General features: G+C 65.8%; 16 protein-coding genes and 1 pseudogene. 8 read left to right on the plus strand and 9 right to left on the minus strand.

The window, feature by feature from the left end; all coding sequences use genetic code 11:
* The 4 genes from SJH88_RS07545 to SJH88_RS07560 all read left to right on the plus strand — a co-directional run.
* A partial coding sequence (locus SJH88_RS07545; RefSeq protein WP_274754063.1) for an ABC transporter ATP-binding protein occupies positions 1 to 549 on the plus strand: 549 nt, incomplete at its 5' end.
* Positions 550 to 566: 17 nt separating this feature from the next.
* Complete coding sequence (locus SJH88_RS07550; RefSeq protein WP_274754064.1) at positions 567 to 1019, plus strand: pseudoazurin; 453 nt, start codon at positions 567 to 569, stop codon at positions 1017 to 1019.
* A gap of 128 nt (positions 1020 to 1147) precedes the next feature.
* Complete coding sequence (locus tag SJH88_RS07555; protein WP_274754065.1) at positions 1148 to 2482, plus strand: OprD family outer membrane porin; 1335 nt, start codon at positions 1148 to 1150, stop codon at positions 2480 to 2482.
* Positions 2483 to 2785: 303 nt separating this feature from the next.
* On the plus strand, positions 2786 to 4252 hold the full coding sequence (locus SJH88_RS07560; RefSeq protein ID WP_043378033.1) for an amino acid permease: 1467 nt from the start codon (positions 2786 to 2788) through the stop codon (positions 4250 to 4252).
* Between the two features lie 139 nt (positions 4253 to 4391).
* Here SJH88_RS07560 and SJH88_RS07565 read toward each other — a convergent pair whose 3' ends face one another.
* Entirely contained in the window at positions 4392 to 5894 is a 1503-nt protein-coding gene (locus SJH88_RS07565; RefSeq protein WP_274754066.1) for an MFS transporter, read from the minus strand.
* Positions 5895 to 5964: 70 nt separating this feature from the next.
* On the opposite strand from SJH88_RS07565, the gene SJH88_RS07570 reads away from it, so the two are divergent.
* Positions 5965 to 6483, plus strand: a complete 519-nt coding sequence (locus SJH88_RS07570; protein WP_274754067.1) for a TetR/AcrR family transcriptional regulator — start codon at positions 5965 to 5967, stop codon at positions 6481 to 6483.
* 36 nt (positions 6484 to 6519) lie between these two features.
* Here the strand turns inward: SJH88_RS07570 and SJH88_RS07575 are convergent, their stop codons facing one another.
* From SJH88_RS07575 to SJH88_RS07600, 6 genes are all read right to left on the minus strand, one after another.
* A complete protein-coding gene (locus SJH88_RS07575) occupies positions 6520 to 7809 on the minus strand; it encodes an arsenic transporter (RefSeq protein WP_274754068.1) in 1290 nt (429 codons plus the stop codon).
* Between the two features lie 165 nt (positions 7810 to 7974).
* Positions 7975 to 8487 carry an arsenate reductase ArsC gene (locus SJH88_RS07580; protein WP_274754069.1) on the minus strand — a complete coding sequence of 171 codons (513 nt, stop codon included), beginning with the start codon at positions 8485 to 8487 and terminating at the stop codon, positions 7975 to 7977.
* Between the two features lie 6 nt (positions 8488 to 8493).
* Entirely contained in the window at positions 8494 to 8994 is a 501-nt protein-coding gene (locus tag SJH88_RS07585; RefSeq protein WP_274754070.1) for an ArsI/CadI family heavy metal resistance metalloenzyme, read from the minus strand.
* 11 nt (positions 8995 to 9005) lie between these two features.
* Entirely contained in the window at positions 9006 to 9329 is a 324-nt protein-coding gene (locus SJH88_RS07590; RefSeq protein ID WP_274754071.1) for an ArsR/SmtB family transcription factor, read from the minus strand.
* 349 nt (positions 9330 to 9678) lie between these two features.
* Positions 9679 to 10512, minus strand: coding sequence for a substrate-binding domain-containing protein (locus SJH88_RS07595; protein WP_260673612.1), 834 nt, complete (start codon positions 10510 to 10512; stop codon positions 9679 to 9681).
* Positions 10513 to 10553: 41 nt separating this feature from the next.
* A complete protein-coding gene (locus SJH88_RS07600; RefSeq protein ID WP_274754072.1) occupies positions 10554 to 11528 on the minus strand; it encodes a Bug family tripartite tricarboxylate transporter substrate binding protein in 975 nt (324 codons plus the stop codon).
* A gap of 100 nt (positions 11529 to 11628) precedes the next feature.
* On the opposite strand from SJH88_RS07600, the gene SJH88_RS07605 reads away from it, so the two are divergent.
* Positions 11629 to 12579 carry a LysR family transcriptional regulator gene (locus SJH88_RS07605; RefSeq protein WP_260673614.1) on the plus strand — a complete coding sequence of 317 codons (951 nt, stop codon included), beginning with the start codon at positions 11629 to 11631 and terminating at the stop codon, positions 12577 to 12579.
* Between the two features lie 138 nt (positions 12580 to 12717).
* On the opposite strand, the gene SJH88_RS07610 is transcribed toward SJH88_RS07605, so the two are convergent.
* Both SJH88_RS07610 and SJH88_RS07615 read right to left on the minus strand, forming a co-directional pair.
* Positions 12718 to 13272 (minus strand): DUF3455 domain-containing protein, encoded by a 555-nt coding sequence (locus SJH88_RS07610; protein WP_260673615.1) that lies wholly within the window; start codon positions 13270 to 13272, stop codon positions 12718 to 12720.
* A 70-nt stretch (positions 13273 to 13342) separates the two neighbouring features.
* Positions 13343 to 13937 (minus strand): annotated as a pseudogene (locus tag SJH88_RS07615) (ferritin-like domain-containing protein).
* Between the two features lie 228 nt (positions 13938 to 14165).
* Between SJH88_RS07615 and SJH88_RS07620 the strand changes: the two are divergent.
* Together SJH88_RS07620 and SJH88_RS07625 are read left to right on the plus strand one after the other, a co-directional pair.
* Positions 14166 to 14741: an RNA polymerase sigma factor gene (locus SJH88_RS07620; RefSeq protein ID WP_042412625.1), complete on the plus strand. Its 576-nt coding sequence runs from the start codon at positions 14166 to 14168 to the stop codon at positions 14739 to 14741.
* A gap of 18 nt (positions 14742 to 14759) precedes the next feature.
* On the plus strand, positions 14760 to 15563 hold the full coding sequence (locus SJH88_RS07625; protein ID WP_274754073.1) for an anti-sigma factor: 804 nt from the start codon (positions 14760 to 14762) through the stop codon (positions 15561 to 15563).
* Positions 15564 to 15700: the final 137 nt, after the last annotated feature.

Here is a 15700-nt window from a genome sequence, read left to right on the forward strand (position 1 = left end):
CTGGCCTTCGTGCCGCAGATGGCCCATACACAAGATGCGATCAGCGTCTGGGGACTCGCGGTGGAAGCTGGGGCGCACGCCCTGGCTGTCCGCGCTGCGCCGCTGTCGGCCACGACCGCCGCGGTGGTGGCCCAGTCGCTGGCCGCCGTGGGCCTGCAGGCCAAGGCGCACAGCGCCTGGAGCACCCTGTCGGGCGGTGAACGCCAGCGCGCCCACCTGGCACGGGCCCTGGCGCAGCAGCCCGGCGTGCTGCTACTGGACGAGCCGACCAACCACCTCGACATCCACCAGCAGCTGTCGCTGATGCAGCTGATCCAGGGCCTGCCCATCACCAAGGTGGTGGCGCTGCACGACCTGAACCAGGCCCTGGCCTGCGACCGGCTGGCGGTGCTGCAGCACGGGCGGCTGGTGCAGCTCGGCCCGCCGGCCGAGGTGCTCAGCCCCGAACTGCTGCGCAGCGTCTTCCAGGTGCAGGCGCGCACCCTGATCGACCCCCAGGACGGCCGCCACGTGCTGCGCTTTCAGCCGCTGGCGCCCCCTGCTCCCTGAGTTTGAAAGGCCCCTCCATGACCCTCCTGCCCCCCAGCCGCCTGGCGGCCCTCCTGCTGTGCGGCGGTGCCACCACCCTGGCCCACGCCGAGACCTGGGAGGTCCGGATGCTGAACCGCGGCCCGCACGGCCCCATGGCCTACGAGCCGGAATTCGTGCGCGCCGCACCGGGCGACACCATCCGCTTCGTGGTGGCCAGCAGCGGCCACGATGCGGTCTCCATCGACGGCATGGCGCCCGCCGGGGCCACGCCGTTTCGCGGCAAGGTCAACCAGGAGATCACCGTCACGCTGACCGAACCCGGGCTGTACGGCGTCAAATGCCTGCCGCATTACGCCATGGGCATGGTGATGCTGATCCAGGTCGGCGAGGCCCCGCTGTCCGCCCTGGCCGTGCCTGAGGCGGTGCCGCCGCAGGCGCAGCAGCGCTTCCAGGCGATTGTGGCGCGCGCCCAGGCCGGCACCAAATAAAAGAGCATCCTGCGCAGACCCCATGCGGGCTGGCGCGGTATTTCATGAAATTTCTGGTACCGCGGCTGCAGCACCTGTCCGCTGCAGCTTCAGCGGCAGCGCCCCCCACCTCTCCCGGACCCGACCCCATGCCTTGCAAGATCTCCCCCCTTTCCGCCCTGGGCGCCGCCTTGCTGTGCGCCGCCGCCAACGCCCAGGCCAGCGCCCAGGACGAGGCCCAGGGCTTTGTCGCCGGCAGCCGCCTGGGCCTGCTGAACCGCGTGGTGTGGGAGCAGCTGGACTACCAAAAAGGCAGCAGCTTCCGCGCCACGAACGGGCTGCGCGGCCAGACCCAGGCCCAGGAATCGGCCTACGGGCTGATGCTGAACTACCAATCGGGCTACACGCGCGGCCTGGTGGGCGTCGGCCTGGATGCCCACGCCTATGGCGCCCTGAACCTGGACACCCAGGCCGACAGCGCCCGTGCCACGCCGCGCTATGTGGCCAAGGACGGTGCAGACATTGCCGACCGCTTTGGCCGCGCCGGCGCCGCGCTGAAGCTGCGCCTGGCCTCGACCGAGCTGAAGCTGGGCGAGATGCGCACCAAGAACCCCATCTTCAGCTCCTCCGACAGCCGCCTGCTGCCCGAGACCAACCGCGGCTGGCAGCTCACCAGCACCGACCTGCCCGGCCTGAGCCTGCAGGCCGGCCGCTTCACGCGCTGGAGCGACCGCAACGCGCGCCAGAACGGGGGCCGGCTGCTGGCCAACTATGCCGGCAGCCCCGGCGATGCCTTCAGCTTCCTGGGCGGCACCTGGACCACCCCCGTCCCCCACCTGTCCGTCAGCAGCTACTACGGCCGCTATGCCGAGCACTGGAACACCTGGTACCTGGGTAGTGCCTACCAGCTGCCACTGGCCGAGCAGCGCAAGCTGGCGTTCAACCTGAACCTGTACCGCAACACCGATACCGGCCAGGCGCGGGCCGGCCACATCGACACCACCACCTGGAGCCTGATGGGCAGCTACGCCTTCGGCCCGCACAAGCTGGGGCTGGGCTACCAGAAGGTGCAGGGTGACAACCCGTTCGACTATGTGAACCGCGGCTCCATCTGGCTGGACAACGCCATGCAGCTGTCCGACTTCAACGGCCCGCGCGAAGCCTCCTGGCAGCTCAAGTACGACGTGGACCTGGGCCCCCTACTCGCCCCCGGGCTGAGCGCGGGCGTGGCCTACACGCGCGGCTCGGGCATCGACCACCGCCACCTCAACAGCGTCTACGCCAACTACCTGGGCTACAGCGGCAGCGGCGGCAAGCACTGGGAGCGCGACCTGCTGCTGCGCTACACCGTGCAGCAAGGCATGACCAAGGGCATGGCGCTGCAGTTGCGCTACAGCGTGCACCGCGCCAACCGGACGCAGGGCGAAGCCAACATCGACCAGATCCGCCTGCTGGTGGAAATGCCCATCCAGCTGCTGCCCTGAGGCCGGGCCCCTGCGGCGCTGCCGTGGCGAAAAAGCAGAGCAGCCTGCGCAGACTGCATGCGCGCTACAGTCCATTTTGCACAACAACCTCCGGTCGCGCTGCTTCGAGAAAGGGGCGGCGCGTTAGCTTCTCTTAACTGGCTGTAGGGTCATTAACGCCATCGCCACACAAGAGGTCGGCCATCGCCCAAAATCCAGCCCCTTACGCCACCGCCAAGGCCGCAGCAGTGCGGCTTTTTTGTGGGCCTGTCCGGTCGGCCCCACGGGCCCGCCGGGTGATTGCAACGGATTTCCCCCCTTTCTATGTCTGCTGACTCGCAAGTGTCTTCCCTGCGCCGGGGCCTCAAGGCCCGGCACATGTCCATGATCGCCATTGGCGGCTCCATCGGCACCGGGCTGTTCGTGGCCTCGGGCGCCACCATCTCGCAGGCCGGCCCCGGCGGCGCGCTGCTGGCCTACTGTGTGATCGGCCTGATGGTCTACTTCCTGATGACCAGCCTGGGCGAGATGGCCTCGCACCTGCCCGTCTCGGGCTCGTTCGCCACCTACGGCGCCAAGTACGTGGACGAGGGCTTCGGCTTCGCCCTGGGCTGGAACTACTGGTACAACTGGGCGGTGACGATTGCCGTGGACCTGGTGGCCGCGCAGCTGGTGATGGCCTACTGGTTCCCCGGCGTCAACGGCCTGCTGTGGAGCGCAATCTTCCTGGCGCTGATGTTCGGCCTGAACTCGCTGTCGTCCAAGGGCTTCGGCGAATCCGAGTTCTGGTTTGCCGCCATCAAGGTGGTGACCGTGCTGGTCTTCATCGGCGTGGGCCTGCTGATGGTCTTCGGCATCCTGACCGGCGGCGCCCCCGACGGCCTGTGGGGCAACATCGCCAACTTCACGGCCGGCGACGCGCCGTTTGCCGGCGGTTTTGCGGCGCTGATCGGCGTGGCCATGATCGTGGGCTTCTCCTTCCAGGGCACGGAGCTGATCGGCATTGCCGCCGGCGAGTCCGAGAACCCCGCCCAGAACGTGCCCCGCGCGGTGCGCAAGGTGTTCTGGCGCATCCTGCTGTTCTACGTCTTCTCCATCCTGATCATCGGCCTGCTGATCCCCTACACCGACCCGCAGTTGCTGCGCAACGACCTGGGCGACATCAGCGTCAGCCCCTTCACCCTGGTGTTCGAGCACGCCGGCCTGCTGGGCGCAGCGGCGGTGATGAATGCCGTGGTGCTGACCTCGGTGCTGTCGGCCGGCAACTCCGGCATGTACGCCTCCACGCGCATGCTGTACGCCCTGGCGCAGCAGAACATGGCGCCCAAGATCTTCGCCCGCGTGAATGCGCGCGGCGTGCCCATCATGGCGCTGATCGCCACCACCGTGATCGCGGCCCTGTGCTTCTTCACCAATGTGTTCAGCCCCGAGTCGGTCTACATCTGGCTGCTGAACCTGTCGGGCATGTGCGGCTTCATCGCCTGGCTGGGCATTGCCATCAGCCACTACCGCTTCCGCCGCGCCTGCGAGGTGCAGGGCTTTGACACGCACCAACTGCCCTACCGCGCTGCGGCCTTCCCCATCGGGCCCATCTTTGCGTTCGCGCTGTGCCTGATCATCACCCTGGGCCAGAACTACCAGGCCTTCCTGGCCGAGACCATCGACTGGACCGGCGTGATCGCCACCTACATCGGCATCCCGCTGTTCCTGGCGATCTGGTGGGGCTACAAGCTGGGCAAGGGCACGCGCTTCATCCAGCTGCAGGACATGGACATCAGCGGCGCCCGCTGAGCCACCGGGCCGCGGCCAAGGGCTGGACAGCCGGGGCCGCTACTCTGAAAAGAGCTGTCAGCGCTCGTGCCACAAGGGTTTTCAGCTGTTTTATCGCTGAAACCCAATGTGGGCCTGCGCTGGCAGCTCTTTTTTTGGATCAATGCGCGGCCACGCGGGGCGCTTCACCCGCTGCGCCCAGTCTGCGCCGCTGGCCCAGCACGGCCAGCACCAGGGCCAGCAGGATGGCCGCCACGGCCACGCTGACCCAGGTGAAGGACGTCTCGAACGCCTGCATCGCCGCCTGCAGCATGGCCTGCGCCTCGGGGTGGGCACGGGCGTGGGCATGCGCCTCATCCAGGCTGCCGCCCGCCTGCACGGCAAAGCCCAGGCGGTCCACCGTGGACACGTAGACCGCCGTCATCAGCGAGCCGAAGATGGTCACGCCAAAACCGCCACCAAACTCGTAGGCCGCGCCCTCCACGGAGCCGGCCATGCCGGCGCGGTCTTCCGAGACATTGCTCATCACCAGGGTGCTGGACGCCGTCAGGCTGGCGCCGATGCCGATGCCGCAGACCGTCAGCACCAGCACCTGTGCCAGCACACTGCCGTCGCGCAGCAGCAGATAGCCGACGATGCCCAGGGCCGTCATCGCCAGCCCGGCGGCAATCACGCGCACGCAGCCGATGCGGCCGATCACCGCGCCGGCCAGCGGCCCGGCAAAGAACGAGCCCAGCGAAATCGGCAGCACGAAGGCCCCGGCCTCCAGCGGGCTCTTGCCCACCACCAGCTGCAGCCGCTGGCTGAGCACCAGCTCGAAGCCGATCAGGGTCATGGACGCCACCAGCGCCACCAGCATGCCGGTGGCAATCGGCGCCTGGGCCAGCAGGCGCAGGTCGATCAGCGGGCGCTCCAGCCGCAGCTGCCGGCGCACGAAGCCCCCCAGCGTGGCGCCGCCCAGCACCAGCATGCCCAGGGCCAGCGCGGCGCTGCCGCCGGGCTTGGCCAGCTCCTTGATGCCATAGGCCAGCGCGATGATGCCGACCATGCTCAAGCCACAACTGGGCAGGTCGATGGTGATGGCGGCATTGCCCGGACGCACCGGCACGTAGCGCAGCGCCAGCAGTGTGGCCACGGCGATGATGGGCACGTTGATCAGGAACACCGAGCCCCACCAGAAATGCTCCAGCAAGGCGCCGCCCAGCAACGGCCCTACAGCCGCGCCACCGGAGGCGATTGCGGCCCAGATGCCGATGGCCAGCGCCAGCTCGCGCGGGTCCTGGAACGTCACCCGGATAATGGCGATGGTCGCCGGCAGCATGGCGGCGCCACCGATCGCCAGCAGCACCCGCGCGCCGATCAGCACCGCGGAGGTCGTCGCCAGGGCCGCCAGCATGGAGGCCACGCCAAACACGACCATGCCGGCGATGAAGATGCGGCGGTGCCCGATGCGGTCGCCCAGTGCGCCCAGCACCGGCATCAGCCCGGCCATGACCAGGGAGTAGGCGTTCAGGATCCACAGCTTCTCGGAGGCCGTGGTGCGCAGGGCCTGAGCCAGGCTGGGCAATGCGGTGTACAGCACCGTAATGTCGATCACGACCAGGAACAAGGCCGCGGAAACAATCGCCAGCGTCAGCCAGCGATTTTGAAAGGGTCTCTCCATGTGTCCCACATTCAATTAAAATACGACCGCATTGTAATGCGTTCGTATTTTTATTTCCTGCCCCACTGCCATGGCCCGAAAACCTTCCATCGACAAAGCCCGCCTGCTTGAAGCCGCCGAGCAGATCATCGTGGCGCGCGGCGCGGCCGCCCTGTCTTTCGACGCCATCGCCAAGGCGGCCGGGGTCAGCAAGGGCGGTGTGCAAAACACCTTCGGCACCAAGGAAGGCCTGCTGGCGGCGCTCTATGAGCACCTGGACAGCGGCTACCAGGCGCGCTTCGACAGCGCCCGGGCCGAAGGCGCCTCGTCGGTGAATGCCTATGTGGATGCTGTGACCACGGCGGCTTCGGCCGTGAACCAGCGGATTGCGGCCTTCTCGCTGGCCATCACCCAGGAGCCGGAAAGCCGCGCCTGCCTGCGCGCCTGGTATGCCCAGGTGTTCGACCAGCTGTCGGCCGCCACCCCCGAAGGCCGCCAGGAGATCCTGCGTCTGTGCGCGCTGGAAGGTGCGCTGATGCTGCGCTTCATGGACCTGCTGCCGCTGCAAGACAGCGACTGGGCGCAGGTGTTTGCCGACCTGCGCCAGTGAACGCCCGGCGCACGGGCCGGCACCGGGCCTTGGAACTCAGGCCCGGGCGCCCAGCACCACGGCCAGGGCCGACAGCGTGACCAGCAGCACCGGCAGTGTCAGCACCGCACCCACCTTGAAGTAGTAGCCCCAGCCAATCGTGCGGCCCTTTTGCGCCAGCACATGCAGCCACAGCAAGGTGGCCAGGCTGCCAATCGGTGTGATCTTGGGCCCCAGGTCGCAGCCGATCACGTTGGCGTAGACCATGGCCTCCTTGACCAGCCCGGTGGCGCCGGAGGCATCGATGGACAAGGCCCCGATCAGCACCGTGGGCAGGTTGTTCATGACCGATGACAGCAGCGCCGACAGCAGCCCGGTGCCCAGGGCCGCGCCCCAGATGCCGCCCTGCGCAAACCAGTCCAGCCAGCCGGCAAGCTCATCCGTCAGCCCGGCATTGCGCAGGCCATAGACCACCAGGTACATGCCCAGCGAGAACACGACGATCTGCCAGGGCGCCCCGCGCAGCACCTTGCGGGTGCTGATGACCGCGCCGCGCGCGGCCACCGCGAGCAGCAGGGCCGCGGCCACCGCCGCCACGGCGCTGACCGGCACGCCCAGCGGCTCCAGGCCAAAGAAGCCGACCAGCAGCAGCACCAGCACCACCCAGCCGGCACGGAAGGTGGCCGGGTCGCGGATGGCATCGGCCGGGGCCTTGAGCTGCGCCAGCTCATACCGGGCCGGGATGCTGCGGCCAAAGCACAGCATCAGCACCACCAGGCTGGCCAGCACCGAGGCGATGTTGACTGGCACCATCACGGCCGCGTAGGCGTTGAAACCGATCTGGAAGAAGTCGGCCGACACGATGTTCACCAGGTTGGACACGATCAGTGGCAGGCTGGCGGTGTCGGCGATGAAACCCGCCGCCATCACGAAGGCCAGCGTGGCCGCTGGGGAAAAGCCCAGTGCCATCAGCATGGCCATGACGATGGGCGTCAGGATGAGCGCAGCGCCATCGTTGGCAAACAGCGCCGACACCACCGCCCCCAGCAGCACGATGAAGGCAAACAGCCGCAGGCCCCGCCCGCCCCCCCAGCGGGCCACGTGCAAGGCTGCCCATTCGAAGAATCCCGCCTCATCCAGCAGCAGGCTGATGAGGATGATGGCGACAAAGGTGGCCGTCGCGTTCCACACAATGCCCCAAACCACGGCAATGTCGCCCAGGTGCACCACGCCCAGCAGCAGTGCGATGGTGGCACCGATGGAGGCGCTCCAGCCGATGCCCAGGCCGCGCGGCTGCCAGATGACCAGCACCAGGGTGAAAACAAAGATCAGGATGGCCGTGAGCATGGTGCAGGGTTTTTCAGAAAACAAACGAGGCACCACCATGGTGGTGCCGGGAATCGGGAACAGCCGGTCAACGGGCTTGGCCGGCCGCGCAGTGTTCCGCATGGGCACCCATTCCCCCATATGGAGGCATGACCGCTCGGAACGCTGCTGCAGCAGTGCGGCCGGTTACTGGCTGGCAGAGGCAGACAGTGCACGCGCCGTGCCTTGCAGGCATGTGCGTGCCAGCTTGTCCGCCGGCAGGTTGACCAAGAGCTCCAGACGCTGGCGCATCAGGTGCAGGGTCTGGCGGAAGGCCTCCAGCTTGGCGTCATCGCTGCCGTCGCCGGCGGAAGGGTCGGCATAGCCCCAGTGTGCCGTGGCGGGATGGCCGGGCCAGATCGGACAAACCTCACCCGCCGCGCTGTCGCAGACCGTGATGATCAGGTCCATGTGGGGCGCCCCAGGGGCGGCAAACACCTCCCAGCTCTTGCTGTGCAGCCCTTGCGTGGCGATGCCGGCCCGCTCCAGCACCTGCAGGCCCAAGGGGTTGGGCTGCTGGTTGGCGCGCGGGCTGCTGCCGGCCGAAAAGGCCTGAAAACGCCCCTGCCCCAGATGGTTGAGCAAGGCCTCAGCCAAGATGCTGCGCGCCGAATTGTGGGTGCACAGGAACAGAACATGCAATGGTTGAGCAGAAGTCATGAAATCTCAGCAACAGGTCGATGGGTTGGAGCCAGAGCGGGGAGCACAGCAACTGGTGGTGGTGGCCGGTGCAGGTGCTGCCGCTTTTGGGGCGCAGCAAGCACTGTTCGTGGCCGCTGCGTCGGATGTTTCGTGGAAGACCGGAATGTTTCCCAACGAATGAAAATGTTCCCAGGCAATCCCCTGGGGATCGGTGATCCAGTGCTTGTCACTGCGTGCGTAGCAGCAGGTGGTGCTGCCCTCGTCCAACACAGCCATGTCCGCGGCCTGCGCACGCGCCTTGAGGTCGGCCAGCTCCTCCTTGGCATCCACCTGAAAACCCAGATGGTCCAGACCCGGCGGGTGGTGACCACGCGTGGAGATGGCGAAATTCACGCGGGGATCGTTCAGCATCCATTTGGCGTAGTCGCACTCCACGCGTGCTGGTGCTGCGCCAAACAGCTGGGTATAGAAGGCGATGTTCTGGGCCAGATCATCGACGTGCAGGTGGACATGAAAGCGTTTCATCGTCAGCTCCTTCAGCAGTGGCAGGACGCGGCCCCGGCCGGCGTGCAGGCCGCGCCTTGACAGCAGTTTTCGGTCATGTACGCAAGCAATCCGTTCATCGCAGGGAACGCGGCCCGGTACAGCACATTGCGACCCAGGCGCTCCTGGCTGACCAGCTCGGCGTGGAACAGCTCCTTGAGGTGGAACGACAGGGCATTGGGAGCAATTCCCAGCTGCTCGGCCAAGGCGCTGGGCGTCAGCCCCTCGGGGCCTGCGACCACCAGTGCCCGGAACACACGCAAGCGTGCCTCGTGGGCCAGCGCCGCCAGGGATCGAATGACTTGTGCTTCTTGCATAAGCCAATAATACAACATTTGTTGAATTATTGTTTGATAAAACTGCCTGCTAACCGGACTGCAAGCAGCCATGCCGTGCATGCGACCCAACACCACAGGGCTTGGGACAGCACACAGGCGACGAGGACAGGGATGTTCTCAGCGACCCTGCAAGGAAGCGCAACGCCTGTGCGTTCGAGCCGTGCTTGCTACTAGAAACGATAGCACTCGGCATCCTGCCCCCCAAAAAAACTGACCACCTGTGCAGGTCACAGGTGGTCAGCGAGACCGCCATTGACGGGCTGACCGGCTGGGTCAGGGGCCGCGGGCGGCACAACCCGAGCGGCTCACCTTCCGGCAATCTGGGGGTTCAACGTGCCGCAGCGGCTGCGGGCTCCATGCCAGTGCTGCGCACGATGGGCGCTGCGGCAGGCGCGGCCAGGAAGCGGATCAAATGCGAGGCCACGGCCGTGTCCGCAGCACCTTCAGCGACCCCGGCGGAAAAGAAGACTCGTTGCTGAACTTCCTCAGGCAAAGGGCCGACGAACTCCAGCTCCTTGAATGGCAAGAGTTCGCTGACCTGCTGGAAGCCAATTTCAGCATCCCCGCGCAGCACGACGGCCCCCACGCGTTCGCTGTAGATCTTGGTGGCCTTGTACTTGATCTGCTCGGCCACGCCCAGGCGTGGAAACAGTTCGTTGGACAGGTACGTCCCGCTCGCACTGGCGGAATAAGCGATCGACTTTGCATCCAGCAAGGTCTGCTTGAGTCCCTCGACGCTGCTGATGTCAGGCTTGGGCGTGCCTTTGCGCACGCTCATACCGATCATGGAGCGCGCCAGATCCACACGGCTGCCGGTCTTCACCTTGCCTTGCTGAATGAACTGGTCCAGGGCCGAGTCAGCCAGGATCACGATATCGAACTGCTCGCCCCGCGCCAGGCGGCTGGGGATGGAATCGGGCGCATTGCCGATCGAGGCGCCACGTGAGGTGATCACTTTGTGCCCTGTGGCCTGCTCGTAGAGCGGGATCAGTTGGTCGTACGCGGCCGAAAACCCGCCGGAGGTCACCACCCGGATTTCCGCGGCATGGACGACCGTGGTGCACAAGGCGCTGACGGCCAGGCCTGCGCCCGCCAGCAGGCCCAGGAAGCTGCGGACAGCGCCACGCCGGGATACGGCATGCTTGTGAGTGATGGTGTGCATGGAATGTCTCCTGTGTTGTTGTCAGTTGTCGCTGCAGACCATCAATCGGCCGAGATCTTGCGCTCGCGGATGATGCGGCCCCACTTCGCATGCTCGGCGGCGATGAAGCTGCCCAGTTCTTCGCGCGTCCCTGGTGCTGCGGTCTGGCCGTGCTTGAGCAGGTTGTCGCGCACCTCGGGGGTGTTCAAGACCTTGACCAGCTCGGTGTTCCAGCGGTCCAGCAGGGCCTTGGGCGTTTTGGCGGAAGCCACAAAGGCGTACCAGTTGGTGGCGTTGAAGCCTGGGTAGCTTTCGGCCACGGTGGGCACATTCGGCAGGTAGGCAGGCCGGCTCAGGCCCGTGGTGGCCAGCGGAATCAGCTTGCCCGATTCGATGTGCGGCAGCGCCGTGGGAGGTGCCGCATAGAACGACGTGACACGCCCACCGAGCACGTCCTGCAGCGCAGGCGCCCCGCCCTTGTAAGGCACGTGCACGGTATCGATCTTGGCGACATCGTTGAGCAACTCGCCCGCCAGGTGGGCGGCCGAGCCCGGGCCTGTGGAGGCGAAGTCCAACTTGCCCGGTTCACGCTTGGCCTTGGCCACAAACTCGCCCAGGCTCTTGATGCCGGTGCTGGCCGGCACCACCAGCACATTCGGGAAGGTCACCCCCATCGTGATCGGCGCCAAATCCTTGAGCGGGTCGTAGCTGACCTTCATGAAGTGGGGAGAAATGCTCAAGGGGCCGATGGAGCCAAACAGCAGCATGGAGCCGTCCGCAGGGCCATTCGCCACCTGGCCATGGGCCAGGTTGCCGCCGGCACCGGGCTTGTTTTCCACGATCACGGATTGGCCGATGTTTTCGCCGAGTTTCTTGGCAATCACCCGGGCGGCAATGTCGGCCGAGCCGCCTGCCGCAAACCCCACCACCAAGGTCACCGCTTTTTTGGGAGGGAAGTCCTGTGCATGCGCCAGGTTCGTGGCAAGGCAGGCACCCGCGGCCAGGGCCCCGGTCGCAAGCAATGTGCGTCGTTTCATTTTGTCTCCAGAATTGCCGGGCTTTGACGGCTTTGTAAAAGCCCGCATCCTAGGCAGAGGACAATATTCTGTGAATTGCAATTTATAAAGAGACTATTGCATGCAACGCATCAAATTCGACATGGGCGAGCTGATCGCCTTTGTGGTGACTGCCGAAAAAGCCAGCTTTCGCCACGCTGCGGATGCCCTGTTCCTGTCGCCGCCGGCATTGAGCCGTCGCGTCGAACGCCTGGAGGCGGCCGTGGGAGCACGCCTGCTGGAACGCACCACCCGGCACGTGGAATTGACGGCGATTGGCCAGGAATTCCTGCAAGAGGCGCGGGCCGCCCTAGCCGGCCTGGAAGAGGCCATCCAGCGCGTGAACGACCAGCAAAAACTGCGCCGCGGGCGCGTGTCCATCGCCTGCATTCCGTCCGTGGCCATCAATTTGCTCCCCAACCTGCTGGCAAAGTTTGCCGTGCAGCAGCCCGACGTCCAGGTGCATGTCATCGATGAAAGTGCCCCCCAGGTGCTGGACGCCGTACTCAAAGGGGATGCCGACTTCGGCATCAGCTTCACCGGCAGCCAGGAATCGTCGCTGCGGTTTGAAGCCCTGACACGGGAGCGCTACATGCTGGCCATGCCGCGCAGCCACCCCTGGGCCGCCCGCCCCCATATCCACTGGGCCGAACTGTCAGGCCAGCGCCTGGTGTCGGTGTCGCACAAAAGCGGGAACCGGTTGCTGCTGGACCAGGTCATGGCCGAACTGCCGCACCAACCCGTGGCTTGGTACCAGTGCAACCACGTGGCCGGCGCCCTGGCCTTGGTGGAAGCCGGCTTGGGGCTGAGTGCCATTCCTCATTTGGCCTTGCGGCCAGACCACCCGAATTTGTGCGCCATTCCGCTGACGGAACCCGACCTCTGGCGCACGCTGGGTTTCCTGCAGCGCCGCGACAGGGTGCTGGGCCCCTCGGCCCAGGCCTTTCGCACCCACCTGCAGCAGGAATTGCTGCCCACGCCCGAGGCAGTAAGCATGGTGCCCGAGCGCATAGCACCCGCAAAAGCGAGATGAGCGCAGATCGTTCTACGCCCTCTCTCTCACTACCCCAGCCATTCGGATGCTAGCGCGGTAGGTCCTTTGCCGGCGTGCAGCAGCCCTGCGGCGCAGGTAAGGGCTGGATCCTAGAACATGCGCCGCGGGCACGGCCGATCAGGACGTCTTCCAGAAAATATAGTCCGCCTGGTAGGGCACGACCTGCTTGCTGCCCACGCTACTTGCCCCGCAAGCCATGCTGGGCGCCACACCGCCCTTGGTCGCCACGCGCTGGATGTACGTCACCCCCTGCATGGCGCCCATGCCACTGGCTGGATTGGCCTTGACCAGTTGCAATGGAATGTTGCCCGCCCCGGCCGGCGAGACCGCGACCTGCGTGGCAGTGACTTTGGAGCCATCGTTGTTCTCCCACGTCGCAGGCGGCCCCCAGTATTTGCCGATCACCTCGCCGCCGCGGGTTTGCAGCTTGGCATCGGGGCCCACAAAGACCCATTCGTGCTCGCTGGGCATGTCTTTCTTGGCGCGGCATTCATAAGTGATGTGGCCCACGCCCACGGTTTCCATGACCACTTGATGGCCAGCCGGCACCTGCACGGGTGCTGGCAATTGCGCCTGCGAAAAAGTGGGATGCCGCTGCATGGGTGCACATGCGCTGAGCACCAGGGCCGCTACACCCAGGGCCGTCGAAAAGGGTACGCGTTGATGTTGCATGATGATTTCCTGGAACGATGAAGTGAATCAAGGCATCCGGCCGGTCGGCCGGGTGCGGGGAAGCGGCCTGTCAGCCGCCGAAGGACAAGGGATTGCTCGGCAAGGAACGGCCCAGCGCCGACAACAGCGCGGTGTAGTGCATGGCTTCATCGGCCGCCAGGCGGCCTGCGACCTTGGCCAGATCACGGTGCTCGAACGCGGGAATAACGCCCAGGTAGGCATTGGTGGCACCCAGTTCCAGCCTGGCCGCCAGCGCCAGCACGTCGGCCTGGCTTTTCAGCGTGGCGGCCTTCAGCGATTCCGCGTAGGTCTGCAGCGGCGCTTCGGCGACCGGGCTGCCCCCCCAGCGTCTGGATGGTGGCGACGAGTGCGTCGCGGTGTCCCTTGTGATGGCTCTGGAACAGCAGGGCCACATCCAGTGCAGGTTTTTGCAATAGACCACTGCCCGCGCCCAACTGGTAGGCATTGATGGCTTCATGCTCCAGCCCCAGGGCCACGTTCAGGATGGCGACGTCCTTGGCGGGATCGTTGCCCATGCCCTGCGCCAGGGCCTCGTTGCCGGCCAGCATGGCGACCGCCACGGCCGACAAGCTGCCGGTGGCTCCCAGAAATCCTCGCCGCGAGGCGGTCGTGGAGAAACGGCCTTCAACCAAATTACTGCTCATGGTGACTCCTTGTTGATGATGGGGCTGTGTCGACGAATTGGTGTGTTCGACGTAGGGAATACGCAGCCGTGGCATCAATGGATTCAAGTTTTTAAGAATTTTTTGCTACTGCGCGTGCATCCAATCGCCCGGATGCTGCGTATATGCCCAAAGACAAGGCCTGCAAGCTGCGTTGGCGGCAATGCAACAGCGCCCCAACAAGCAGGTGCTTCTCATCACAATGGCGGCATGAACGCCACCACACCGGACCAGCAACTGATGGAATTCCTAGACCGCATAGCCGCCCGGGACGAAGCGGCGCTCAAACAGCTGTACGACCAGACCGCATCGCGGCTGTATGGCCTGGCACTGCGCATCGTGGGCAACAAGGAGTGGGCCGAGGATGTGCTGCAAGAGAGCTTTCTGGGCATCTGGCGCAATGCCGGGACCTACCGCGACTCGCTGAGTCCGCCATTGGCGTGGATGGGCATGCTGGTGCGCAGCAGGGCCCTGGACTTTTTGCGCAGACGCCGTGCGGAGCGCTTGCACCTGAATGTTCCCATCGAAGACATGGAGGAGCTGCCGCAGGACCCACAGGCGCAGGGGCCGATGCAACTGGTCGAAGCCAGTGAGCAAGCCGCCGTGCTGCACCAGTGCATGCAGCGCCTGGAAGATGCCCAGCGCCAGGTGGTCAGCCTGGCGTACCTGAAGGATCTCAGTCACAGCGAACTGGCCAGCTACCTGAAATTGCCTTTGGGCACGGTCAAGACATGGATGCGCCGCAGCCTGGAGCAGTTGCGCAAGTGCATGGCGCGCCATGTTTGAGCCCCTGGAGCCTCACCCATGAACCTGACACGCAATCCACAACTGCTTGACCAGTTGGCAGCCGCTTACGCACTGGGCAGCCTGCGCGGAGGGGCCCGCCGGCGTTTCGAGCAACTGGCCCGGGAATACCCCCAGGTGCGCGCCGCGGCACTGCTGTGGCAGGGGCGCTGGTCGGCTTTCGGGGAAGTCCAAGCGCCGGTGGTGCCCGATGCAGCGGTCTGGACCCGCATCCACAACCTGGTGCAAGCCGAGACGTCGAATGCCCTGTGGAGCGCGCAGCGCCAGGCCGGAACGTCCAGGCAGGCGGCGCGGGCATTGACATGGTGGCGTGGCTGGGCGCTGGCCGGCAGCTTTGCCACGGTGGCAGCAGTTGCGCTGGGACTGTGGTCGCACCAGGGCCTGCAGCACAGCACACGGCAGCAGCTGGCTTTGCTGCAAACGCAGCTCCAGAGCACACAGGCGGCCTTGCAGGCGACGCCGCAGATCCGGTATGTGGCGGTGTTGGCCGATGCCAAGGCAGATGCCTCGGTGCTGGTGACGTTTGATGCCCGACACGACCAGCTCGTGCTGCAGCGCGTGGGAGGATTCCAGGAAGCCGACAACCAATCCTTGCAACTGTGGGCCTTGCCACAGCAAGGCGCCCCACGGTCCCTGGGCGTCCTGGGCCAGGGCAAGCTGGACGAGCTCAAAGCCCAAGAACAGGATGTGCACACGATCCCGGCGCTGGCCATCAGCCTGGAGCCCAAGGGCGGCGTTCCCAGCAGCATGGGGCCCACAGGACCGGTGTTGTTCAAGGGGGCGCTGATCCGCCGCGAGCTTTGAGGGCGCGGTGCCCGCACCGAAAGTTGCCCATTCCAGCATCGATGCACCCCGCATTCCTGCACATTCCAGCTAGATCCGGGCAGATCCTTTTCACCAACCACAACCCGCCACCCTACTGGCAGGCGCACTGACAGCCC

This window comes from Comamonas sp. GCA5 (assembly GCF_036541385.1).
GTDB lineage: Bacteria > Pseudomonadota > Gammaproteobacteria > Burkholderiales > Burkholderiaceae_C > Comamonas > Comamonas aquatica.

What these genes read in the sequence shown, in the direction of transcription:
- SJH88_RS07565 (WP_274754066.1), bottom strand. Translation starts at nt 5,894, where the DNA reads ATGGAGAGACCCTTTCAAAATCGCTGGCTGACGCTGGCGATTGTTTCC.
- SJH88_RS07585 (WP_274754070.1), bottom strand. Translation starts at nt 8,994, where the DNA reads ATGAAACGCTTTCATGTCCACCTGCACGTCGATGATCTGGCCCAGAAC.
- SJH88_RS07610 (WP_260673615.1), bottom strand. Translation starts at nt 13,272, where the DNA reads ATGCAACATCAACGCGTACCCTTTTCGACGGCCCTGGGTGTAGCGGCC.
- SJH88_RS07550 (WP_274754064.1), top strand. Translation starts at nt 567, where the DNA reads ATGACCCTCCTGCCCCCCAGCCGCCTGGCGGCCCTCCTGCTGTGCGGC.
- SJH88_RS07555 (WP_274754065.1), top strand. Translation starts at nt 1,148, where the DNA reads ATGCCTTGCAAGATCTCCCCCCTTTCCGCCCTGGGCGCCGCCTTGCTG.
- SJH88_RS07560 (WP_043378033.1), top strand. Translation starts at nt 2,786, where the DNA reads ATGTCTGCTGACTCGCAAGTGTCTTCCCTGCGCCGGGGCCTCAAGGCC.
- SJH88_RS07625 (WP_274754073.1), top strand. Translation starts at nt 14,760, where the DNA reads ATGAACCTGACACGCAATCCACAACTGCTTGACCAGTTGGCAGCCGCT.
- SJH88_RS07600 (WP_274754072.1), bottom strand. Translation starts at nt 11,528, where the DNA reads ATGAAACGACGCACATTGCTTGCGACCGGGGCCCTGGCCGCGGGTGCC.
- SJH88_RS07620 (WP_042412625.1), top strand. Translation starts at nt 14,166, where the DNA reads ATGAACGCCACCACACCGGACCAGCAACTGATGGAATTCCTAGACCGC.
- SJH88_RS07575 (WP_274754068.1), bottom strand. Translation starts at nt 7,809, where the DNA reads ATGCTCACGGCCATCCTGATCTTTGTTTTCACCCTGGTGCTGGTCATC.
- SJH88_RS07580 (WP_274754069.1), bottom strand. Translation starts at nt 8,487, where the DNA reads ATGACTTCTGCTCAACCATTGCATGTTCTGTTCCTGTGCACCCACAAT.
- SJH88_RS07595 (WP_260673612.1), bottom strand. Translation starts at nt 10,512, where the DNA reads ATGCACACCATCACTCACAAGCATGCCGTATCCCGGCGTGGCGCTGTC.
- SJH88_RS07590 (WP_274754071.1), bottom strand. Translation starts at nt 9,329, where the DNA reads ATGCAAGAAGCACAAGTCATTCGATCCCTGGCGGCGCTGGCCCACGAG.
- SJH88_RS07570 (WP_274754067.1), top strand. Translation starts at nt 5,965, where the DNA reads ATGGCCCGAAAACCTTCCATCGACAAAGCCCGCCTGCTTGAAGCCGCC.
- SJH88_RS07605 (WP_260673614.1), top strand. Translation starts at nt 11,629, where the DNA reads ATGCAACGCATCAAATTCGACATGGGCGAGCTGATCGCCTTTGTGGTG.